The sequence below is a fragment of the Allorhizobium sp. Av2 genome (assembly GCF_021462805.2).
In the GTDB taxonomy this organism is placed as follows: domain Bacteria; phylum Pseudomonadota; class Alphaproteobacteria; order Rhizobiales; family Rhizobiaceae; genus Allorhizobium; species Allorhizobium vitis_G.
Map to the genome: position 1 here is coordinate 20,210 of NZ_CP192699.1, position 20,844 is coordinate 41,053.

21 protein-coding genes are annotated in these 20,844 nt (G+C 59.7%); 15 read left to right on the forward strand and 6 right to left on the reverse strand.

The genetic code is table 11. The features are described 5' to 3' along the window. Positions 1–97: 97 nt before the first annotated feature. The gene (locus tag FS819_RS25805) at positions 98–1,012 is read right to left on the reverse strand and encodes a LysR family transcriptional regulator (RefSeq protein ID WP_071201483.1); all 915 of its coding nucleotides are present in this window, start codon (positions 1,010–1,012) and stop codon (positions 98–100) included. Between the two features lie 123 nt (positions 1,013–1,135). Here FS819_RS25805 and FS819_RS25810 point away from each other — a divergent pair, with 123 nt between their 5' ends. From FS819_RS25810 to pyk, 4 genes are read left to right on the forward strand one after another with little or no spacing between them, the layout of a single operon-like run. Next, on the forward strand, positions 1,136–2,437 hold the full coding sequence (locus FS819_RS25810) for an MFS transporter (protein WP_046802348.1): 1,302 nt from the start codon (positions 1,136–1,138) through the stop codon (positions 2,435–2,437). 21 nt (positions 2,438–2,458) lie between these two features. Further along, a complete protein-coding gene (locus FS819_RS25815) occupies positions 2,459–3,553 on the forward strand; it encodes a tartrate dehydrogenase (protein WP_071207341.1) in 1,095 nt (364 codons plus the stop codon). After that, the gene (locus FS819_RS25820; RefSeq protein WP_071201628.1) at positions 3,550–4,818 is read left to right on the forward strand and encodes a glycerate kinase type-2 family protein; all 1,269 of its coding nucleotides are present in this window, start codon (positions 3,550–3,552) and stop codon (positions 4,816–4,818) included. The genes FS819_RS25815 and FS819_RS25820 overlap by 4 nt, the downstream gene beginning before the upstream one ends. Positions 4,819–4,826: 8 nt before the next feature. Beyond that, positions 4,827–6,275, forward strand: a complete 1,449-nt coding sequence (gene pyk, locus FS819_RS25825; protein ID WP_071207358.1) for a pyruvate kinase — start codon at positions 4,827–4,829, stop codon at positions 6,273–6,275. On the opposite strand, the gene FS819_RS25830 is transcribed toward pyk, so the two are convergent. Beyond that, positions 6,261–7,004: a GntR family transcriptional regulator gene (locus FS819_RS25830; protein ID WP_071207344.1), complete on the reverse strand. Its 744-nt coding sequence runs from the start codon at positions 7,002–7,004 to the stop codon at positions 6,261–6,263. The two genes, pyk and FS819_RS25830, sit on opposite strands and share 15 nt — an antisense overlap. Positions 7,005–7,152: 148 nt before the next feature. Between FS819_RS25830 and FS819_RS25835 the strand changes: the two genes are divergently transcribed. The 4 genes from FS819_RS25835 (at position 7,153) to FS819_RS25850 (ending at position 11,341) form a co-directional block, all read left to right on the forward strand. Further along, positions 7,153–8,121, forward strand: coding sequence for a tripartite tricarboxylate transporter substrate binding protein BugD (locus tag FS819_RS25835; protein ID WP_071207346.1), 969 nt, complete (start codon positions 7,153–7,155; stop codon positions 8,119–8,121). A 117-nt stretch (positions 8,122–8,238) separates the two neighbouring features. After that, on the forward strand, positions 8,239–9,315 hold the full coding sequence (locus FS819_RS25840; protein WP_032489006.1) for a tartrate dehydrogenase: 1,077 nt from the start codon (positions 8,239–8,241) through the stop codon (positions 9,313–9,315). Between the two features lie 39 nt (positions 9,316–9,354). Next, complete coding sequence (locus FS819_RS25845; protein WP_003551173.1) at positions 9,355–9,822, forward strand: tripartite tricarboxylate transporter TctB family protein; 468 nt, start codon at positions 9,355–9,357, stop codon at positions 9,820–9,822. 13 nt (positions 9,823–9,835) lie between these two features. Then, entirely contained in the window at positions 9,836–11,341 is a 1,506-nt protein-coding gene (locus FS819_RS25850) for a tripartite tricarboxylate transporter permease (protein WP_032988221.1), read from the forward strand. Between the two features lie 280 nt (positions 11,342–11,621). On the opposite strand, the gene FS819_RS25855 is transcribed toward FS819_RS25850, so the two are convergent. Both FS819_RS25855 and FS819_RS25860 read right to left on the reverse strand, forming a co-directional pair. Beyond that, positions 11,622–12,026 (reverse strand): RidA family protein, encoded by a 405-nt coding sequence (locus FS819_RS25855; protein ID WP_156551355.1) that lies wholly within the window; start codon positions 12,024–12,026, stop codon positions 11,622–11,624. Positions 12,027–12,038: 12 nt separating this feature from the next. After that, entirely contained in the window at positions 12,039–13,478 is a 1,440-nt protein-coding gene (locus FS819_RS25860) for an FAD-dependent oxidoreductase (protein ID WP_156551354.1), read from the reverse strand. Between the two features lie 74 nt (positions 13,479–13,552). Here FS819_RS25860 and FS819_RS25865 point away from each other — a divergent pair, with 74 nt between their 5' ends. Further along, entirely contained in the window at positions 13,553–14,167 is a 615-nt protein-coding gene (locus FS819_RS25865) for a TetR/AcrR family transcriptional regulator C-terminal domain-containing protein (RefSeq protein WP_156551353.1), read from the forward strand. A 39-nt stretch (positions 14,168–14,206) separates the two neighbouring features. On the opposite strand, the gene FS819_RS25870 is transcribed toward FS819_RS25865, so the two are convergent. Continuing rightward, positions 14,207–15,064 (reverse strand): LysR substrate-binding domain-containing protein, encoded by an 858-nt coding sequence (locus FS819_RS25870; protein ID WP_156551352.1) that lies wholly within the window; start codon positions 15,062–15,064, stop codon positions 14,207–14,209. Between the two features lie 87 nt (positions 15,065–15,151). Between FS819_RS25870 and FS819_RS25875 the strand changes: the two genes are divergently transcribed. Together FS819_RS25875 and FS819_RS25880 are read left to right on the forward strand one after the other, a co-directional pair. Further along, positions 15,152–15,856, forward strand: a complete 705-nt coding sequence (locus tag FS819_RS25875) for a haloacid dehalogenase type II (RefSeq protein ID WP_156551351.1) — start codon at positions 15,152–15,154, stop codon at positions 15,854–15,856. 13 nt (positions 15,857–15,869) lie between these two features. Continuing rightward, positions 15,870–16,661: an aldolase gene (locus FS819_RS25880; RefSeq protein WP_156551350.1), complete on the forward strand. Its 792-nt coding sequence runs from the start codon at positions 15,870–15,872 to the stop codon at positions 16,659–16,661. 53 nt (positions 16,662–16,714) lie between these two features. Here FS819_RS25880 and FS819_RS25885 read toward each other — a convergent pair whose 3' ends face one another. Next, complete coding sequence (locus FS819_RS25885) at positions 16,715–17,635, reverse strand: LysR family transcriptional regulator (protein WP_156551349.1); 921 nt, start codon at positions 17,633–17,635, stop codon at positions 16,715–16,717. Between the two features lie 98 nt (positions 17,636–17,733). Between FS819_RS25885 and FS819_RS25890 the strand changes: the two genes are divergently transcribed. From FS819_RS25890 to FS819_RS25905, 4 genes are all read left to right on the forward strand, one after another. Continuing rightward, a complete protein-coding gene (locus FS819_RS25890; RefSeq protein WP_156551348.1) occupies positions 17,734–18,525 on the forward strand; it encodes an SDR family NAD(P)-dependent oxidoreductase in 792 nt (263 codons plus the stop codon). A gap of 14 nt (positions 18,526–18,539) precedes the next feature. Next, positions 18,540–18,842, forward strand: coding sequence for a putative quinol monooxygenase (locus FS819_RS25895; protein ID WP_003551715.1), 303 nt, complete (start codon positions 18,540–18,542; stop codon positions 18,840–18,842). 50 nt (positions 18,843–18,892) lie between these two features. Beyond that, entirely contained in the window at positions 18,893–19,732 is an 840-nt protein-coding gene (locus FS819_RS25900) for a type 1 glutamine amidotransferase domain-containing protein (RefSeq protein WP_156551347.1), read from the forward strand. Positions 19,733–20,113: 381 nt separating this feature from the next. Continuing rightward, positions 20,114–20,788: a hypothetical protein gene (locus FS819_RS25905; RefSeq protein WP_498724757.1), complete on the forward strand. Its 675-nt coding sequence runs from the start codon at positions 20,114–20,116 to the stop codon at positions 20,786–20,788. Positions 20,789–20,844 lie beyond the last annotated feature (56 nt).

Consider the following 20,844-nt stretch of genomic DNA (forward strand, 5'->3'; position numbering starts at 1 on the left):
ATCTCGGTTCGATTCCCATCAAGAGCGAAGAGGAACCAGATGTTGGCGTCCGCCTCTCTATCGGGTGCAGACAGATGGAATGAAGAGGCGGGCGAGCCTACGCCTGCTCGGCATATCGGTCGATGTTTGTGTCGAGAAGTTCCAGCAACTGGTCGCGTCCGGGATCACGAACAGCTTTTGCCCAGGCTGCGGCAAGAGGCAGTTTCCGGAGTGAAATGCCGCCAACCGTCATGAGGGGAACGAAAGTCACCCCGAATACCGCGAGTTTCGCGGTCCAGCGGGGGACGATGGCGGATCCGATTCCTGCCGCAACGAGGTTGATAATCGTTTGTTTCTCGTCAGCAATCTGAGCGATGCGCGGGTGTAGTCCGGCGTCCTCGAAGAGTTTCATGGTCAGGTCATAGCTGTGGGGACGAGAGCGACGCTCTGGCACGATGAGGGGCTCCTCGCGCAGTTCATCGACGGAGATCCGCTCGCGGTTCGCGAGCGGATGCGTGACAGGCAGTGCAATAACGGGTGTTTCCTGCGTCAGGGTGCGAACGACCAGGTTCCGGTTCAGTCCGTCTCGAGGTCGAATAAAGACGATATCCAGACGCCCGGCAATCAGTTTTGGAATGAGACGTATCGACTTGTCTTCGACAAGTTGCGTGATGATCCCGGGGAATCGCTCCCGAAAATCATGCAGCAGCGGCGGTATAAGACCTGCTGCAGCGCTGTCTATCGCACCTATGCGGAGCACGGTCGCCTGCTGCGTTTTCCTTGATCGAAACTCTTCCGCAAGTGTCTGGAGACGATGAAGAAGGGGCCTCACCTCCTCTAGCAGGGCGACTCCATCTTCGGTCAAGGCGACACTTCGGGTTGTCCGGGACATGAGGCGAGTGCCGAGGGACTCCTCCAGCAGTCTTAAATGCCGTCCCAGCGATGCCGGTAATATTCCCATTTTCTGCGCAGCCCTACCGAAATGCAGTTCTTCGGCCGCAGCGACGAAGCATTTTAATTGTTCCAGTTCCATGACATGCCTTTATAACATCTAATTATATAATTAAAGCATTGTCGCTTGGGAGGAAAGTAAGAATTAACGTCTTTCCTGAAGGCGCAGGAGGTGCGCCCAACGGATCATTGGGAGGAGTTCGCTATGAACAGCGACCTGGAGACGCGCGTTCTGCGCAAAATCACTCTGCGCATCGTGCCATTTATCATGCTGCTCTATTTTGTAGCGTTCCTGGACCGGGTGAATATCGGTTTCGCCGCATTGACCATGAACGAGGATCTCGGCTTTTCCTCGACCGTCTTCGGTATCGGCGCAGGCATCTTCTTCGTCGGCTACTTCCTGTTCGAAGTTCCGTCCAACCTCATTCTCAACAAAGTCGGTGCGCGCATCTGGATTGCCCGCGTCATGATCACCTGGGGGATCGTGTCCGGCCTCATGGCGTTCGTACAGGGAACAACAAGTTTCTATGCGTTACGCTTCCTTCTCGGCGTTGCCGAGGCGGGCTTTTTCCCGGGGATTATCCTTTACCTGAGCTTCTGGTTTCCGGCTCGTCGACGTGCGGCAGTGACGGCGATTTTCATGGCCGCAGCCCCGCTTTCGACCGTCCTCGGTTCGCCGATCTCCGGAGCGCTCATGGAGATGCATGGTTTCCTCGGTCTTGCCGGCTGGCAGTGGATGTTCCTGATTGAAGCCGCTCCTGCGGTCATCCTCGGCGTCGTCGTCCTCTTTTACCTCACCGACCGTCCGGAAAAAGCCAAGTGGCTCTCGGAAGATGAGCGCAACTGGCTTGTGAAGACGATGAACGCTGAGCAGGCCGCAAAGGGCAAGGCCAGCCACAGCATTCTTGCAGGGCTCGCTGACATTCGGGTTATCGCGCTCGCCCTTGTCTATTTCGGTACGTCCGCCGGCCTTTACACCCTCGGCATCTGGGCGCCGCAGATCATCAAGGAGTTCGGCCTATCGTCCCTTCAGGTCGGCTTTATCAACGCGGTACCGGGCATTTTCGCAGTTGTTGCAATGGTTCTCTGGGCGCGTCATTCCGACAAGACCGGTGAACGGACCTGGCATGTGGTTGGCGCGTGTCTGCTTGCCGCCGTCGGGCTTGCCTTTGCCACGGGTGCGACAAGCGTCTTCACCGTCCTTATTGCGCTGACGCTGGTTAACATCGGCATCAGCTGCTCGAAGCCGCCGCTTTGGAGCATGCCCACGCTCTTCCTGTCAGGACCAGCGGCCGCAGCCGGTATCGCTACCATCAACTCGATCGGTAACCTGGGCGGCTTCGTTGGTCCCTCGATGATCGGCTGGATCAAAGACACTACGGGCAGCTTTGCGGGCGGGCTCTACTTCGTCGCCGGCTTGCTGGTCGTATCCGCGATCGTGACGCTCGTGTTGTCGCGTACCGCACCGGAAAACGGGGGCAAAGTCGCCCCGGTCCAACATCGTTAAATCTCAAAGTGGAGAAAAGACATGCGTGAATACAAGATTGCAGCGATCCCTGCGGATGGGATTGGTCCTGAGGTTATAGCTGCGGGTCTTCAGGTTCTGGAGGCGCTGGAACAGCGCAGCGGTGACTTCAAGATCCATACCGAAACCTTCGACTGGGGTTCGGACTATTACAAGAAGCACGGCGTGATGATGCCGGCCGACGGGCTGGACAAGCTGAAGAAATTCGATGCCATCTTCTTCGGTGCGGTCGGCGCCCCTGACGTTCCCGACCATATCACGCTCTGGGGCCTGCGCCTGCCGATCTGTCAGGGGTTCGACCAGTACGCCAATGTGCGCCCGACGAAGATCCTGCCCGGCATCACGCCGCCCTTGCGCAATTGCGGTCCAGGCGATCTCGACTGGGTCATCGTGCGGGAGAATTCCGAAGGCGAGTATTCCGGCCATGGCGGCCGCGCCCATAGGGGCCTTCCGGAAGAGGTCGGCACGGAAGTGGCGATCTTCACCCGCGTCGGCGTGACCCGCATTATGCGCTACGCCTTCAAGCTGGCCCAGGCGCGCCCGCGCAAACTGCTGACTGTCGTCACCAAGTCGAACGCCCAGCGCCATGGCATGGTGATGTGGGACGAGATCGCGGCCGAAGTGGCGACGGAGTTCCCGGATGTCACCTGGGACAAGATGCTGGTTGATGCAATGACGGTGCGCATGACGCTGAAGCCGGAGACGCTGGATACGATCGTGGCGACCAATCTGCATGCCGACATCCTGTCGGATCTGGCTGGTGCTCTCGCTGGCAGCCTCGGGGTTGCGCCGACGGCCAACATCGACCCGGAGCGCCGTTTCCCATCGATGTTTGAGCCGATCCACGGATCTGCCTTCGACATTACCGGCAAGGGTATCGCCAACCCGATCGCCACTTTCTGGACTGCCGCGCAGATGCTCGAGCATCTCGGTGAACGCGACGCCGCCGCACGGCTGATGGGCGCCGTCGAGCGCGTGACCGAAGCGGGTATCCTGACCCCTGACGTGGGTGGCACCGCCAACACCAGCCAAGTCACCGAAGCCGTATGCAACGCAATCGCAGGATCGAATATCTTGAAGATGGCCGCTGCAGAATGACCTGGAACGATGTGTCCGCTCGCCAGGTGCTGCGTCGAATTTTCGACGCAGCCGTTGCCAGCGCGGATCCGAAAATAGCTGTTGTCAACAACCTCCCAGAGCGTCCCAGAGGTCGCTGCGTTGTGGTGGGAGCGGGCAAGGCGTCGGCTGCGATGGCGGCTGCGGTCGACGCCGCCTGGCCCGATGTCGATCTCTCGGGCATCGTGGTCACTCGCTACGGCCACGCCGTTCCGGCGGGACGCATCGAAATCCTGGAGGCCTCCCACCCCGTCCCGGATGAGATGAGCATCAAGGCTGCAGAGAAGATTTTCGTTGCGGTTCAGGGCCTTGGTCCGGACGATCTCGTGGTGGCTCTCATCTCCGGCGGCGGTTCGTCATTGCTTGTATCGCCTGCGGGCAAGATGACTTTGGCCGACAAAAGGGCGGTCAATCAGGCACTGCTTGCCAGCGGTGCTACCATCTCCGAGATGAACACCGTCCGTAAGCATCTTTCCGCTATCAAGGGAGGCCGTCTGGCCCGCGCAGCACTGCCAGCAAAACTGGTGACACTGGTCATCTCCGACGTGCCGGGTGATGATCCATCGGAGATCGCCTCGGGTCCAACGGTCGCGGATCCGACCACCTTGGCAGACGCAGCAGCCATCGTCGCCCGCTACGGCATTGACCTGCCCGAGTCTGCGCGCGCAGTGCTGGTGCAAGGCAACGAGACGCCTAAGGCAGAGGGGGTCGCAGGCGAGATTCGGCTGGTTGCTGCCCCCTCGATAGCGCTCGATGCGGCCGCCGCGGCTGCGCTAGATGCCGGCTTGTGTCCACTTATCCTCGGAGATGCCCTGGAAGGTGAGGCTCGCGAAATGGGGCGTGTCATGGCGGGCATCGCGCTGTCCGCGCGCGACAAGGGCCTGCCTATAGCAGCACCTGCCATCATCCTGTCCGGTGGTGAGGGCACTGTGTCCCTTGGTGGCATGACCGACGGGCGAGGTGGAAGAAATACGGAATTCCTTCTAAGCCTTGCGGTTGCCCTTAAGGGAGCTTCCGGCATCTGGGCCATCGCCGGTGATACTGATGGTATCGACGGTGTCGAGGATGCTGCCGGTGCGCTGGTCGCGCCGGACAGTCTTATCCGAATGCGCGATGCTGGTATCGATCCACGGGCGACCTTGTCTGCCCATGATAGTTACACGGCCTTCAAGGCCATCGGCGACCTGGTGGTCACAGGCCCAACGCTTACGAACGTCAACGACATCCGCGCAATTCTCATAGGTTAGGTTTGGACATGTTCATACGCAACAACCGGCGATCAAAGATCGTCGCGACGGTCGGACCGGCGTCAAGTTCGCCCGACATGCTTCGCTCACTGTTTCTCGCCGGTGTCGATACGTTCCGCCTGAATTTCAGCCATGGTGCCCGGGCCGATCACGCGGAAGTCTATAGGAACATCCGGGCTCTCGAGCAGGAGCATGATGCTGCTATCGCCGTGCTGCAGGATCTTCAGGGTCCGAAGATCCGGATCGGAGTTCTGGCACATGGCAGGCTCGATCTCGCACGTGGATCCACCATCGGATTTATCCTTGGCCGTGAGGGTGGTGAAGGAATGAACGATATTCCGCTACCTCATCGGGAAATCTTCGAGGTGGCGGTGCCCGGAATGGACCTCCTGATCGACGACGGTAGAATAAAAGTCCGGATCATGGAGGTGATGGACGGGCGGCTTGTTTGCGAGGTCCTCAATGGAGGCGCCTTGTCGAACCGCAAGGGTGTCAACGTGCCCGGCGCTGTCCTGGACATTTCCCCGCTCACGGCGAAAGATCGTGAGGACCTGGAATTCGGGCTCGAGCTTGGCGTCGACTGGGTCGCACTTTCTTTCGTTCAGCGGGCACGCGACATGATCGAAGCCCGGTCCCTCGTTGGAGACAGGGCTGGCCTCATTGCCAAGATCGAGAAGCCGTCTGCCCTCGATGACATCGAGGATATTGTCAGGCTTTCGGACAGCGTCATGGTTGCGCGAGGTGATCTCGGCGTGGAGATCCCGCCGGAGGACGTTCCGGGCAAGCAGAAGGAAATCATCCGTGCATGCCGGCTAGCGGCCAAGCCCGTGATTGTCGCCACACAGATGCTCGACTCGATGGTGAGTTCGCCAACGCCGACGCGCGCTGAAGCTTCGGACGTTGCCGGTGCCATCTATGATGGGGCAGATGCCGTCATGCTTTCCGCCGAGACCGCAACAGGCGCCTACCCGGTGGAGGCGGTCGAAATTATGAACCGGATCATCGAGAAGACGGAGAAGCACAAGCACTACCGGCCGATCCTTGAGGCAACGGAACCCGATGTCGCTCAATCACCGCCGCATGCAGTTGCCACTGCAGCAGCCAACGTTGCCGTGGCTCTGGGATCGCCGGTTGTGGTGGCCTATACATCGAGCGGAACAACCGCGGCCAGAATTTCGCGTGCCAGACCGGCATTGCCAATTCTGGCTCTCACTCCGTCCGAACAAGTCGCGCGCCGGCTCAACATGTTCTGGGGGGTTGTCGGCGTGCGATCACAAGATGTCCACACCTATGAGGCGTCGCTGATTCATGCGCAACAGGCGGTGCAGGAAGCAAAGCTGGCAAGTCCCTCCGATCACATTGTCATCGTGGCGGGATTTCCATTTGCGCAACAGGGCAGCACCAACAATCTCCGCGTCGTTCAGATCGCCGCAACCGACAACCTAGAGATTGCGTAGATTGTATCGAGCAATAAGGGGGATCAATGCGTCATGAGCATGTTTGCGGTGCAGCCGTGCGGCGCGGCTCGCCGCATCCCCATCACCCTGCTCGATTGCTTCTATGATTTCCGCATGCTCACCGGCCGAGTGCAGCGGCAAGGGCCGTAGGTTGAGGGTGAACATGCGGGCGCGATGCAATTGATCGGCGACGGTCCCCGCCATCCGCATGAGGCGGCTGTTTCCGCTCTCTATTACGAGAGTCTGATGAAAATCCTCGTCGGCCACAGCCCATCGTGGAAGGTCGTTGTCGGCCAATGCCTCAATCATCCGCTTTGTGGCGGCCTTCAGAAGCTGGATGACGGGCGCGCGTTCCACCATCGGCAGCCGGGCGAGCCGTGCCGCCGCGGCACCCTCGAGCGCGGTGATGACTTCGTAGATTTCTTCGATGTCCGCGGGAGACAGGGCGCAGATGATGATGCCCTTCTTGGGAAGTATCCGGACCAGTCCGTCTTCCTGCAGTCGCGCCATGGCTTCGTGCACCGGGGTTCGGCTCATGCCGAGCTGACGCGCAATTTCAATTTCTGCGGCTTGGTACCCGGGGGGAAACGCATTGGAGCGTATCGCCTCCTTGATGGCGAGATAGGCGGCAGAAACCCGACCCGAACCGTTGATGTCGGAGTTTGCTGAATTCTGTTCTGTGGCCGGATCGCGTGGCGCGGCTCCGGGAATGTCGATCGTCCTGATCATGAACTGCCTGCCGTTGTTTCAAGGCTCGTTATAGCCGCTCTCCTGGAGCTTGACAAACGGGCGCGCATCAATAAATGTAAGCTTGCATGCAAGATAGCATGGAAAAGGATGTGGAGGCATCCTTCGCGATCTCAGGGAGGAAAGCGCGATGAAAAAGGTACTGTTGTCCCTCACAGGTGTCCTGTTTGCCATGTCCAGCCATATGGTACTGGCGCAGGAGAACTATCCTGATCGACCCATCACAATCGTGGTGCCTGCAGCGGCAGGTGGACCGAGTGACACCGTGGCGCGCCTAGTGGCGCAGTCGATGTCCACGACCCTTGGCCAGCAGGTGCTGATCGAAAACATGGGCGGCGCCGGCGGCTCGCTTGGTGCCGCAACAGTGGCGCAGGCGGACCCCGATGGCTACCGGTTGCTGCTCTACCATATCGGGGTGGCCACCTTCGCTGCGCTCTACCCGAACCTGACCTACAAGCCGATCGAAGACTTTTCGAGCGTCGGGCTGATTACCGAGGTCCCGATGACGGTCGTCGGCAGGAAGGACTTCGAGCCGAAGACGTTCACCGATCTCCTCTCCTATGTGAAGGCAAACGGGCCTGCCGTCACCTTCGGGACCGCCGGCACAGGTGCAGTTTCCGATCTCTGCGGCAGGTTGCTGCAAGACGCGCTCGGCACCAAGATCACTCTGGTGCCTTACAAGGGGATGGGTCCCGCAATGACCGATCTGATTGGAGGCCGTATCGACCTCGCCTGCGACCAGACGACCAACACCACGACCCAGATCAAGGCCGGTGAGGTTCATCCTTATGCGGTGACAACGAAGGCGCGGATTGGCGTGCTGCCAGATCTTCCGACCGTGGAAGAGAGCGGCCTGCAAGGGTTCGAGCTCAGTGCCTGGCATGCGCTCTGGGCACCCAAGGAAACGCCTGAAGCCATCCGCAGCAAGCTTGCGGAAGCGTTGCGCGCCGCACTCAAGGATCCGGTCGTGATCGAGCGTTTTGCGAGCCTTGGAACCGCACCGGTATCGGAAGATCTGGCGACACCGGCAGCGCTTGACCAGAAGTTCGCGTCTGAAGTCGAGCGACTGACGAAGCTGATCAGCGAAGGCGGCAAGTAACCTCGGTTTGATCGGCGGCTGAGAATAAGCCGCCGATCCATCATTCGTCATGGCCACGGGCCATGCGTCCGGCGCTTGAACCTTGAGCGCTAGCCCTTGAACAGGAGCGAACTTCCCATGCGTGAATACAAGATTGCAGCGATCCCTGCGGATGGGATTGGTCCTGAGGTTATAGCTGCGGGTCTTCAGGTTCTGGAGGCGCTGGAACAGCGCAGCGGTGACTTCAAGATCCATACCGAAACCTTCGACTGGGGTTCGGACTATTACAAGAAGCACGGCGTGATGATGCCGGCCGACGGGCTGGACAAGCTGAAGAAATTCGATGCCATCTTCTTCGGTGCGGTCGGCGCCCCTGACGTTCCCGACCATATCACGCTCTGGGGCCTGCGCCTGCCGATCTGTCAGGGGTTCGACCAGTACGCCAATGTGCGCCCGACGAAGATCCTGCCCGGCATCACGCCGCCCTTGCGCAATTGCGGTCCAGGCGATCTCGACTGGGTCATCGTGCGGGAGAATTCCGAAGGCGAGTATTCCGGCCATGGCGGCCGCGCCCATAGGGGCCTTCCGGAAGAGGTCGGCACGGAAGTGGCGATCTTCACCCGCGTCGGCGTGACCCGCATTATGCGCTACGCCTTCAAGCTGGCCCAGGCGCGCCCGCGCAAACTGCTGACTGTCGTCACCAAGTCGAACGCCCAGCGCCATGGCATGGTGATGTGGGACGAGATCGCGGCCGAAGTGGCGACGGAGTTCCCGGATGTCACCTGGGACAAGATGCTGGTTGATGCAATGACGGTGCGCATGACGCTGAAGCCGGAGACGCTGGATACGATCGTGGCGACCAATCTGCATGCCGACATCCTGTCGGATCTGGCTGGTGCTCTCGCTGGCAGCCTCGGGGTTGCGCCGACGGCCAACATCGACCCGGAGCGCCGTTTCCCATCGATGTTTGAGCCGATCCACGGATCTGCCTTCGACATTACCGGCAAGGGTATCGCCAACCCGATCGCCACTTTCTGGACTGCCGCGCAGATGCTCGAGCATCTCGGTGAACGCGACGCCGCCGCACGGCTGATGGGCGCCGTCGAGCGCGTGACCGAAGCGGGTATCCTGACCCCTGACGTGGGTGGCACCGCCAACACCAGCCAAGTCACCGAAGCCGTATGCAACGCAATCGCAGGATCGAATATCATCTGAACGGGAGGACCGTCAGGGGACGCCAGAGGGGAGGAGACCATGGCTACACTCGAAAAGCACACCCGGAAAAACCTGATTGCCGGTGGCATCTTCATCGCCATCGCAGCCTCGTTCGCTGTGCAGGGTCTAAGATATGAGTTCGGGACCGCGACCCAGATGGGCCCGGGCTTTTTCCCGGTGGTTCTCGCTTTCGTATTGGGTGCACTAGGCGTCGTCATCGGCCTTGATGGCTTGCGCAGTGAGCCGGAGCCGACCGATGGTTCCGTCCCCTGGCGCGGGCTCGTCCTTATCTGTCTGGCACTTGCCATCTTTGCAGCCGGAGCCCGCGATCTTGGGCTCGTACCCGTCGTCCTGCTGTGCACGTTCATGACGGCACTCGCGTCCCGCCGAAATTCGCTGGTATCGGCGGCTATGATGGCCGCCGTCATCGCCACTCTTTGCTATCTGGTCTTCAAGGTCGGGCTGGCAGTTGCCATTCCGACATTCGGGCCGGTTTTCGGACTATGAGGTGCTCACCATGATGGATCTGATCTCGAATCTTGCCCTTGGCTTCGAAACGGCTCTCACGCCGATAAACATCGTCTGGTGTTTCGTTGGCGTACTGCTCGGCACGCTCGTTGGCGTATTGCCCGGCATCGGGCCGACAGCGACGATCGCGATGCTTCTGCCGATCACGTTTACATTCTCCCCGGTAACGTCCCTGATCATGCTTTCGGGCATCTACTACGGCGCCCAGTATGGTGGGTCCACAACAGCAATCCTCATCAACCTGCCGGGGGAAAGTTCTTCCGCTGTCACAGCGATCGATGGCTATCAGATGGCCCGAAAGGGGCGTGCCGGCCAGGCATTGGCAACCGCGGCGCTCGGATCCTTCTTCGCAGGATGCGTGGCAACTATGCTGTTGGCGATCGCGGCTCCGCCGCTTGCCTCCATCGCGCTCGAATTTGGCGCGCCGGAATATTTTGCCCTGATCGTTCTCGGGCTGCTCGTTTCGATCTCACTCGCTCACGGTTCCGTCCTGAAGGCGCTGGGCATGATCGTCATCGGCTTGCTGCTTGGGACGGTGGGCCAGGACATCTATACGGGCGAGGAGCGCTTCACGTTCGGTCGCCTGGAATTGTCGCAGGGGATCAACTTTGTTTCGATTGCTGTTGGAATATTCGGGGTCTCCGAAATCTTCCGCAACCTTCAGAACGAGCACACGCGCGAAATCGGAGTTAAACACGTCACGAACCTTTGGCTGACGAAAGACGATTTCCGGCGGATTATCGGCCCTGTATTGCGGGGAACGGCGCTTGGCTCGCTTCTCGGCGTATTGCCGGGCGGCGGTCACGTATTGGCGTCCTTTGCCAGCTATTCGGTCGAGAAGAACCTGTCGAAAAATCCGGCCGAATTTGGCCATGGCGCGATCGAAGGCGTGGCGGGACCCGAAAGCGCCAACAACGCTGCGGCGCAGACGTCCTTCATTCCGCTGCTTACCCTCGGCATTCCGGCCCATCCAGTCATGGCACTCATTGTTGGCGCCTTTATCCTGCAGGGGATCACGCCGGGGCCGGACGTCATTACCAGCCAGCCGGCGCTGTTCTGGGGCATCATCGCATCGATGTGGATCGGTAACCTGTTGCTGGTGATCCTCAACCTGCCGCTGATCGGGCTGTGGGTGAAGATGCTGACCATTCCCTACCGCATGCTGTTTCCGGCCATCGTCATCTTTGCCTCGATCGGATGTTATTCCATCAACAACAACCCCTTCGACGTCTATGCAATCATCGTCTCGGGCATACTTGGCTACGTGCTGATCCGTGTGGGCTGCGAACCGGCACCCCTTCTGCTGGGATTCGTTCTGGGGCCGCTGCTCGAGGAGCATCTCCGGCGGGCGATGATCATCTCCCGCGGCGACGCGACGGTGTTCGTCACAAACCCGATCGCTGCATCGCTGCTCGGCCTGGGTCTGGTCTGCGTAATCCTGGCGCTCCTACCGTCGATACGTTCCAAGCGCGATCAGGTGTTCGTAGAGGATGACTGATGCCGGACATTTTCATGTCCCCGGGCGCCAGGGCGAGTTTTCAAGTGATGGGGTGTGAGAGCTACCTTCTTTCGCGAACGCCGAATGGTGTGATTATTTTCTATAATAAACTTTCGCCGCCCAGTTGCTGTAGCAGGCTTGCAGATCAAAGGCTTGACCGAAACAACTGGAACCGAAAGTTCGATTCCCGTCAAGGCGTGGTGGTCATCCGCATTCAGCTTGCTGAATTCGTGAGATGAGACGCAGGCTTCCGGGCGCCTGCGTCTCATGTTTGCCTGCGCTACGGAAGGGCTACCAGAACCTCTATCTCGACAAGCCATTCGGGCATCGCGAGTGCTTCGACGCCGATCCAGATACTTGCGCATACCGGCCATTTTTCGCCGAATATTTCAGCGCCCGCACCGAAGATCGCCGGAACGTGATCCGGAGTATGCCGGACCACATAGATCTTCATCTGCAGGATGTCATTAGGATCCGCCTTCATGGCCGCGAGGGAGTTGAAGACATTCCCGAAGCATTGCCTTGCCTGGGCGGCGTGATCGTTTCCACCAATGAGTTGACCTGCCCTGTCGACCGCGACCTGGCCCGAGACGGCGGCAAGACGCGCGCCGGGCGGGGTTATGGCGATTTGTGCGATCAGGTGCGAGAAGGCATCGGTCAGGGAGGAAGGGTTAAGAGTCTCCATCGATGCTCTCCCTTATTCCTGATCGATAGCCGCGGCATAACCGTCGGGCCTGACCAACAGCGCCCGGACGCCGCGAAGGGCCGCATGGTCGGATGGATTTGCCGACAGGGATTTGACGCTGCTGGATCGCAACCATTCCGGGCCGGCAACCGATGCGCCTGGTTTGAAGGAAATGTGAAGCCAACGTCCTTCGACCAGCAGGCTGTAGAGCGACATCGATGCGCCGTCCTTGCCGACAAGTTCGATATCGGGAACGCGCACTCCTGCTGCCAATCGTCCGGCAGCAACGGCCGCCTTTGCATAGTGGCCATAGGCGACGTCAAAGCCGGAAAGCTCGCCGGCAAGACGATGATTGACTGCAGGCATTTTTAGGAGCTCGTTCAGCGTCTCGCGCAGGGCAAGGGTCGCCGGATCGAAGCGGGTGACGAGCCCGACCTGCGCCAGGGTATTGTTGTAGAGAATTTGTCCTATTGGACGCCGTTCCTCGTCATAGGTATCAAGCAGTTTGTCGGGCGCCTCGCCCTTCACGACTGCGGCCAGTTTCCAGCCGAGATTCAATGCATCCTGCAGTCCGACATTCATGCCCTGTCCGCCCATCGGGGCGTGGATGTGCGCGGCATCGCCGGCGAGCAGGACGCGGCCCTTGCGATAGGTTCCGGCAAGACGCGTCTCATCGGTGAAACGCGAAAGCCAGATCGGGTCGCGAGGCTGATAGTCCTCGCCGATAATGCGCGCGGTCGGTCTCGCTACCTCTTCCAGAGTGACCGGTTCGGTTCTTGGCACATGGGTTCTTTGGGGATCCACGAGCACGATGCGGTGGTGCTCGCCATCACCGAGGGGCGCGATCATCACCGAACCATGTTCATTGGTGACCGACACGACGGGCTTCGTCGGCGGCGAGGCGAGAACTACGTCTGCAAGCATGAGAGAATTGCGGGCTTCTGCTCCCTCATATGAGATGCCAACCTGTTCCCGCACGATGCTGCGAGCGCCATCCGCTCCCACCACATAGGAGCCGGAGAACTCTCCGCCGTCGGTTGAGAGGTGCACGCGGTTTCCGTCGTCCACAATTCCGGTTGCTGCCACGCCCCGCACGATGACGACACCGAGTTCAGTCGCGCGTTCTTCGAGACGCTCCTCGGTCACGGCCTGCGGAATAAACAGCGTGTAAGGGAAGCGGGTGTCGAAGGCTGAGAAATCCAGACGCGTATCCAGGACCGCGTAGTGGCCGGTCGGGATCGGTTTGCCGGTGCTCAGGAAGCGATCGGCAAGGCCACGCAGGGCAAATACCTCCAATGAACGCCCATGGATGGTGAGCGCACGCGACTGCGCCGTCCGCTCCGTTCGCCGCTCGAGAACGGCGACATCCACACCGGCAAGTTTCAGTTCACATGCCAGCCACAGCCCGACAGGCCCTGCGCCGACAACAACAACATCGTAGTTCATTTTCATGAGGAGCTCTCCAATCTAACGTTGTTAGATTTGTCTAACAGTGTTAGAGAGTCAACAGAAAACTGGAGATGGACATGCGTATCGTGAAAACCGAGGTCATCTCGACGGCACTCAAACTGCTTGATGAGGTCGGCATGGAGGGGTTGACGATGCGTAAGCTGGCAGACGCCCTGAACATTCAGGCACCCTCGCTTTACTGGCATTTTGCCAACAAGGACGCCTTGCTCGAGGGGATGGCGGATGCGCTAATGGAGCCGGTCGCCGCAAGCAATCCGGAAAGCGAGGCGTGGGATGCGAGGCTTGGGCGCGTGGCCTCCGAAGTGCGCAACGCCCTGCTGTCGCGCCGCGATGCGGCACGCGTTTTCGCCGGCACCTATCCCTTATCCGATAACGTGCTGCGCGTCGGCTCGTTGCTGATCAGCTCTCTCAAGCAAGCCGGAGCTGACGACCGTGTCGCGACTTGGGGTGCGTTCACGATCGTCTATTTCGTGATCGGCTTCGTTATCGAGGAGCAGGGTCTTGTGCGCGGAACAGAACCGGTAGGTCAGGAGGAGAACCCCCTGGCAGAAAAATTTCCTATGGCTGCAATAGCGATGCGTGAGATTGCCGGAGCTAATGCCGATCAACGTTTTGCGTTTGGGCTCGATTTGCAGATCGCAGGCTTGAAGGCGGCGCTTCGCCTCTCCTGAAACGGTAGCAAGGTCACCCGCGTACCTTCGCCTAGGACATTACGACCCCAGACTATCCGTCAGGAAGCGGCCGACGGACTGCGCCTCCGCAGAGAGGCTCGCCCGTCCTTTCACTAGCGCCAACTCGGACGCGGGCTGATCACCAAACCCGTCCAGCGGTCCGAGTTGCCGGTGTTCGGGCAGCACCGCGTCGGAAGGTAGCAGACTGATTCCGAGCCCGGAAGCAACCGCTGCCTGCACGCCCATCAGGCCCTGGCTGGTATAGGCGATCCGCCAACGACGACCGCTGCGCTCGATCGCGCGGATCGCGCGATCCCGGTAGATGCATCCGACGGGAAAAACAGCGAGAGGGACCGGATCCGTCTCAACAGGACGGGTGGCACTTTCCACCCAGACCAGCTCTTCTTTCCAGCTCGCGAGACAGGCCCCATCTCCGGGCTCGCGCTTGATCAGCGCGAGGTCAATTTCGCCCGCATCCAGCAGGCGGCGGAGCTCGGTGCTCCAGCCACTAACCGTGTCGAGCCTTATGCGAGGCGATGCAGCTGAAAATCCCGACAGCAGATTGATGAGGCGCCGCCCGGCAAAATCTTCCGGAACGCCGAGGCGAACGGTCCGCGGCGCCAGAGGTTTTCGCATGACCTCGGCGGCCTCATCTGCGATGGCCAGTATTCTGCGCGCATAGCTCAGCAGCAACTCGCCGGTTTCCGTGGTTTCAACAGTTCCGGTCGATTTGTCCCGCCGCAGCAGTGAGGTGCCTAAATTGACCTCCAGCTTCTTGATCTGCTGGCTCACCGTCGACTGCGTCAAGCGCACCCGTTCGGCCGCCTTGGTGAAGCCGCTGCAATCGACGACTGCAGCAAAGGTTTTCAGAAGATCCAGATCGAAGCCGAAACTCATTTGATTTCTCGATGAAGACGATGAGAAGATTTAATTTCTCAATCCATCCAGGTTTTGTCAAGCTCGGGACAACCAAGGAGAAGACACATGACCCTGACAGGACCCAAGCCGACCTGGTTGACCTTTGATTGCTATGGAACCCTGATTCAGTGGGACGAAGGGCTGCTTGCTGCAATGGACAGAATACTGTCCGCAAAAGGTGGCGATATCGACCAGAAGGCCTTCATCTCGATCTACGACCACCATGAGCATGCGCTGGAGGAGGAGCGTCCGCATCGCACGTTTGCCGAGGTCAGCGCGCTTGCGCTGGAACGGGCGATGATTGAATTCGGACTTCCGTTTGAGGTTGCCGATGCCGAAATCCTGACCTCGTCGATCGGCAAGATGCCGCCGTTTCCGGAGGTCGTGGCAACCCTTGGAAAGTTAAAAGATGCAGGTTTCCGCCTGGCGATCATCTCCAATACTGATGATGCCATCATTGCTGGAAACGTGGCCCAACTTGGTGGCCACATCGACCGCGTCATCACTGCGGAACAGGCCGGTGCCTATAAGCCATCCAGCCAGATCTTCCATCACGCCTGGAAAAGCCTCGGCATCAGCATGGAGGATCTCGTGCATATCTGCGCCAGCCCGCATCTTGATCTTGTCGCAGCGCGTGAGCTTGGCTTTCGTACTGTCTGGGTCGACCGTGGCACGGGCCGCAAACCACTCGCTGACTACCATCCGAATGAAATCGTCCCGGCGCTCGACAAAATACCTGCCATCCTTGCCGCAGCAGGCTGGATGGAGTGATAAGGAGACCAACATGGCGCATGAACTGAATGTTTCGAAGACAAATCCTGCACTTCGGCACAATCTCCCGCTGGATACTGACGAGATATGGGAGGCACGTGTCGATCTTGCCGCTTGCCTTCGCATGGCAGCACGGCTCGGCCTTGAAGAGGGGATTTGCAATCATTTCTCGGCCGTCGTGCCTGGCCATCCCGACCTCTTCATCGTCAACCGCCTCGGCTGGGCGTTTCAGGAGGCGACTGCCTCGTCATTGCTGATCTGCGATTTCGAGGGCAATGTGGTTGCCGGGGACGGCGTGCCGGAGGCAACCGCCTTCTACATCCATGCGCGCCTGCACAAGATGGCGCCTCGGGTAGGGGCCGCCTTTCACACCCATATGCCGAATGCTACCGCGCTCAGCATGGTGGAGGGTGAGCCATTGGTCTGGGCAGGCCAGACGGCACTCAAGTTCTATGGCCGCGTGGCGGTTGACGAGAACTATAATGGTCTTGCTCTGGACGAAAGCGAAGGCGACAGGATCGCCTCCGTCCTCGGCGACAAGGACATCCTGTTCATGAGAAACCATGGCGTCATGGTTTGTGCACCCAACATCGCCGAAGCCTGGGATGATCTCTATTATCTCGAACGTGCTGCCGAAGTTCAGTTGAAGGCAATGGGTTCCGGCCGCAAACTGCTGCCGGTCGTGCCCGCTGTCGCCGATGAAGCGGCAAGGCAGATGCGCGAAGGGGACCCCGAAAGTGCCAGAATGCATCTGGAGAGCATCCGGCGGGTCCTCGACCGGCAGGCGCCAGAGTATCGCGATTGATGGAACAGGAAAGGCGACGCGTTGGCATTCGCCTTTCTCATATTCCGTCCGGGTCAGGACGTCCCTTTCAGCAGCGGTGAATCACCCAGTGTCACGACCATATGCTCGATGAAGGCACGGACGCGGTGGGGCAGGGGACCACCACCAACATAGACGGCATGCACCAGTTCAAGATCGCCTGGATTGAAGTCTTCGAGCAGTGGAATCAACCGCCCCGCTGCGATGTCGTCGGCCACATGGAACAGGCCGACGCGGGCAATGGCGGCGCCGGCCAGCACCATTTGCTTCATCGTCTCGCCGTTGTTGACGACGATGCTGCCTTGGACCAGTTGAGCGATGTCACGGTCACGGTCACGAAACGGCCAGGACGGCCTTGCGCGCCGGAAATTGAACGTCAGGCAGTCGTGATACGCAAGATCCGCCGGCGTTTGCGGCGAACCCCTGCGCGCCAGATAATCGGGTGAAGCGCAGACGACGCGCCTGCTTTGCCCTAGCTTGCGGGCTATCAGCCCGCTGTCCGGCAGATTGCCCATGCGGATAGCGACATCGGTCTTTTCCGCCACCAGATCGACAATCCCGTCAGTGAAGGAGAGGTCCACGATCAGATCGGGATTGCGTGAAACGAACTCCGGGATGGCCGGTGCGACGAACATCGTGCCGAACGGTATCGTTGTATTGATCCTCAGTCGCCCGCGCACCGCGCCACCCGCGGCCTCCTGATCCGCCTCGTTCAGTTCCTGCAAAATCCGAAGCGCCGCATGATGATAGGCCTCGCCTTCTTGCGTGAGTGTCACCGCACGGGTGGTTCGCACCAGCAGACGTGTGCCGAGCCTTGCTTCAAGACGGGCGATCAACTTGCTGACCGCCGATGGCGTGATGTCGAGGTTGCGAGCCGCGGCGGAGAATCCTCCGTCCTGAACGACGCGGGCAAACACTTCCATTTCTCCCGAACGTTCCATCAGGATGCGCGGCATTGATGATCCTCGTTCACAGGTGCATGTCTTCTGCAGGCAATAGTGTGAATTGAGCTTAAATCATAAGTTTCCTCCAGCAACAATCTGGAGACACGGATATGGATCTGCAACTGAACGGGAAGGCCGCCCTCGTGACCGGCGCCACCGCGGGCATAGGCCTCGAGATTGCCCGCACGCTTGCCGTAGAAGGCGCGCGTGTCGTCATCACGGGCCGCGACCGCGCCAAGCTCGACAGCGCGATCGCTTCCGTCAAGGCATCGGGCGGATCGGATATCTCCGGAATTCTGGCGGACGCCGCCAGCGCCGAGGGTGCGGCGATCATCGCCAAGGCCGAACCGTCGATCGATATCCTCGTCAACAATCTCGGCATCTACGAGAGCAAAGCCTTCGGCGACATCACTGACGCTGATTGGAGCCATCTATTCGACGTCAATGTCATGAGCGGCGTGCGCCTGTCGCGCACCTATCTGCCCGGCATGCTGGAGCGCAACTGGGGCCGGATCATCTTCATTTCGAGCGAGTCGGGCCTCGCCATCCCTGAGGACATGATCCACTACGCAACGAGCAAGACGGCGCAGCTGTCGATCTCGCGCGGATTGGCGCAGCTGACACGCGGCACCAATGTCACGGTCAATTCCGTGCTGCCAGGACCGACCCGCTCGGAAGGCATCGAAGCCTTCCTGCGCAGCCAGGCAAGCGACCCTTCCGCACCGATCAAAGAGATTGAGGCCGAATTCTTCGCGACCGCCCGCTCGGCTTCGATCCTCCAGCGCATGGTGGAAGCGGAAGAGGTGGCAAACCTCGTTGCCTATCTCGCCAGCCCTCGCTCATCGGCTACCAACGGCGCCGCTCTGCGTGCCGAAGGCGGTCTCGTCAACACCATCGCCTGAGAAGGGTTTCTCCTATGTCCGACACACCTCTGACCATCATCGCCATTACCACAGCAAAGCCCGGCAAGGAGGCAGCGCTTGGCGCCGCCCAGGAAAAGCTGGTCACCGAGACTTTGGCCGAAGACGGCTGCCTTCGGTACGAGTTGCATCAGTCACTCGATGATGGACGCGTGCGCATCTTCGTCGAAACCTGGGCAAGCGAACAACAGTGGCGCGCCCATATGCAGGGGGCCGCCATGCAGCGTTTCCAGGCGAGCGGCGTGGGAGACTATTTCGCCGATTTCGCCCTTCATCGGCTGACCAGGGTCGCTGGCTGAGCATCCCCTTTTATTCCCAAACAGATTTTCTTATTTTCGGAGATAAACCCATGAAACTTCTGCGCAGTCTCGCCACCATTCTTGCGCTCGGCACCAGCACTTATGCCCATGCGGGAAACGTGCTGATCGTCCTGTCCGATTCCGACCGCCTCGACCTGAAGGACGGCAAGGTGTTTGCCACCGGCTTCTATCTCAACGAACTGATGCAGCCCGTCAAAGCCCTTAGCGATGCCGGCCATGAGATCACCTTTGCTACGCCGAAGGGGACGGCTCCCGCGGTCGACAAGACGTCCATCGACAAAATGTATTTCGGTGGCGACGAAGCCGCGATGGAGGATAGCGAAAAGCAGCTGGCGGCGCTCGGCCTGATGTCGAGCGACAGGTCGCCAGTCATCAGCCTCGCCCGTGTCGAGCAGATCGGTTACGACCATTTCGACGCGGTCTATGTTCCCGGCGGTCATGCACCGATGCAGGACCTGCTGGTAAGCTCGGAGCTCGGCAAGCTGCTCACCTATTTCCATGAAAACGGCAAGACGACCGCGCTCGCCTGCCATGGCCCGATCGCGCTTCTTTCTACGCTGGCAGACGCGAAGGGTTTCGTCACGAAGTTCGAAACGGCGGGAACGGCAACGACGCAAACGGACTGGATCTATGCCGGCTACAAGCTCACGGTCTTCAGCAACCGGGAGGAGGAAATGGCCAAAGGACTACTGGGTGGCGGCGAGATGAAGTTCTACCCGCAGGATGCACTCACGCAAGCAGGCAGCCGTTTCAGTCAGGCTGACGCACCTTTCTCCGCACATATCGTGACCGATCGCGAGCTTATCACCGGCCAGAACCCGGCATCGGCGCCGGCTGTTGCCCAGGAGTTGCTGAGCAGGCTGAAATAGAATCCGTGGAAAATCCTGATGACGTCCCAACGGGGGCGTCATTCATTTCAGGGACGTAGGGCGATGATTTTTCCCGCAGGCCTGCGGCACTGTCGAGGCCGCGGCGCTGTTACCACCCTCAGGAGCCATTGAATATCTGCGTTAATACCATTCGTTGGCCTGACCTCAATCATCAGAAATTGTGCCACAGTCTTGCGACGCGAGGGGCTTTGCTACAGGTTTGCGGTTCGAAATCTAATCACGTTGGGCAGATGACGGCAGTGAGTTATTCCGGCATTATCCTTTGTCATGTTCCGCCCATCGACGCTCTCCCCCTTTGTGTATTTGTCTCCGGCTCTCCTTCAGGATGAGCTGGTAACTAGCCCACTTGCCACCAATGGCATGAAGCTTCTCCGCTATGTCGAGCAAAACGACGGAGTTCCGCTGACACAATCCTTGGGCGCTTTTCATAGGAAATGTGTCGAATGGGCCGCACGTGAATTTCAGTGGCCCGGGTATGAACCGGAAATCCTCTATTCCGTGAATAAGGTTCTCAACGAACCGGATTTCCCTCCGCTCTCTGTCCTGCATTGGGCGCTGCAGGACCTTCGTATCATCCGCCACTACAAGGGCAGGGCCTTGCTCACGAAGCGCGGCAGGTCGATCCTCGGCAATCACGGGGACCTTCAGGCACTTCTCGCAGAATGGATGCTGGCCGCTCCGCTGCAGGAGAGACTGTCCTCTGAGGCTGCCGCCTTGTTCTGGGATCTTAGGCATATGCTGGGCATCGTCTCGACCCGGTTGGGCGACTGGGTAACGCTTGGCGATTATACCGAATGGGCACTCCCGGTGGTGCTTTTCCCGGCGAGGGGACCACTTGGCCCCCTACACGAGGCAGGCCGGTTCATCGCACATAATCTCGTTCGCCCGCTGACCTGGCTGGGCGTACTTGAAAACTCGCCGCAGAACGTGTCAGCCATGCCGATGATGGACAGGCAATTTCGGAAGACGGTGTTGTTCGATAAATTCTTCAAGATCGGCCTTCCGATCGGGATCGATGCGGTTATCCTTCACTGATGGGCCCCAGGGACGGGGCGCTGGGGCCATCGCGTAGCGGGCACTCTGACCCACAC

What these genes read in the sequence shown, in the direction of transcription:
- FS819_RS25900 (WP_156551347.1), top strand. Translation starts at nt 18,893, where the DNA reads ATGAAACTTCTGCGCAGTCTCGCCACCATTCTTGCGCTCGGCACCAGC.
- FS819_RS25850 (WP_032988221.1), top strand. Translation starts at nt 9,836, where the DNA reads ATGGATCTGATCTCGAATCTTGCCCTTGGCTTCGAAACGGCTCTCACG.
- FS819_RS25820 (WP_071201628.1), top strand. Translation starts at nt 3,550, where the DNA reads ATGACCTGGAACGATGTGTCCGCTCGCCAGGTGCTGCGTCGAATTTTC.
- FS819_RS25895 (WP_003551715.1), top strand. Translation starts at nt 18,540, where the DNA reads ATGTCCGACACACCTCTGACCATCATCGCCATTACCACAGCAAAGCCC.
- FS819_RS25855 (WP_156551355.1), bottom strand. Translation starts at nt 12,026, where the DNA reads ATGGAGACTCTTAACCCTTCCTCCCTGACCGATGCCTTCTCGCACCTG.
- pyk (WP_071207358.1), top strand. Translation starts at nt 4,827, where the DNA reads ATGTTCATACGCAACAACCGGCGATCAAAGATCGTCGCGACGGTCGGA.
- FS819_RS25830 (WP_071207344.1), bottom strand. Translation starts at nt 7,004, where the DNA reads ATGATCAGGACGATCGACATTCCCGGAGCCGCGCCACGCGATCCGGCC.
- FS819_RS25880 (WP_156551350.1), top strand. Translation starts at nt 15,870, where the DNA reads ATGGCGCATGAACTGAATGTTTCGAAGACAAATCCTGCACTTCGGCAC.
- FS819_RS25875 (WP_156551351.1), top strand. Translation starts at nt 15,152, where the DNA reads ATGACCCTGACAGGACCCAAGCCGACCTGGTTGACCTTTGATTGCTAT.
- FS819_RS25810 (WP_046802348.1), top strand. Translation starts at nt 1,136, where the DNA reads ATGAACAGCGACCTGGAGACGCGCGTTCTGCGCAAAATCACTCTGCGC.
- FS819_RS25865 (WP_156551353.1), top strand. Translation starts at nt 13,553, where the DNA reads ATGCGTATCGTGAAAACCGAGGTCATCTCGACGGCACTCAAACTGCTT.
- FS819_RS25890 (WP_156551348.1), top strand. Translation starts at nt 17,734, where the DNA reads ATGGATCTGCAACTGAACGGGAAGGCCGCCCTCGTGACCGGCGCCACC.
- FS819_RS25805 (WP_071201483.1), bottom strand. Translation starts at nt 1,012, where the DNA reads ATGGAACTGGAACAATTAAAATGCTTCGTCGCTGCGGCCGAAGAACTG.
- FS819_RS25835 (WP_071207346.1), top strand. Translation starts at nt 7,153, where the DNA reads ATGAAAAAGGTACTGTTGTCCCTCACAGGTGTCCTGTTTGCCATGTCC.
- FS819_RS25905 (WP_498724757.1), top strand. Translation starts at nt 20,114, where the DNA reads ATGAAGCTTCTCCGCTATGTCGAGCAAAACGACGGAGTTCCGCTGACA.
- FS819_RS25840 (WP_032489006.1), top strand. Translation starts at nt 8,239, where the DNA reads ATGCGTGAATACAAGATTGCAGCGATCCCTGCGGATGGGATTGGTCCT.
- FS819_RS25870 (WP_156551352.1), bottom strand. Translation starts at nt 15,064, where the DNA reads ATGAGTTTCGGCTTCGATCTGGATCTTCTGAAAACCTTTGCTGCAGTC.
- FS819_RS25885 (WP_156551349.1), bottom strand. Translation starts at nt 17,635, where the DNA reads ATGCCGCGCATCCTGATGGAACGTTCGGGAGAAATGGAAGTGTTTGCC.
- FS819_RS25845 (WP_003551173.1), top strand. Translation starts at nt 9,355, where the DNA reads ATGGCTACACTCGAAAAGCACACCCGGAAAAACCTGATTGCCGGTGGC.
- FS819_RS25860 (WP_156551354.1), bottom strand. Translation starts at nt 13,478, where the DNA reads ATGAAAATGAACTACGATGTTGTTGTTGTCGGCGCAGGGCCTGTCGGG.
- FS819_RS25815 (WP_071207341.1), top strand. Translation starts at nt 2,459, where the DNA reads ATGCGTGAATACAAGATTGCAGCGATCCCTGCGGATGGGATTGGTCCT.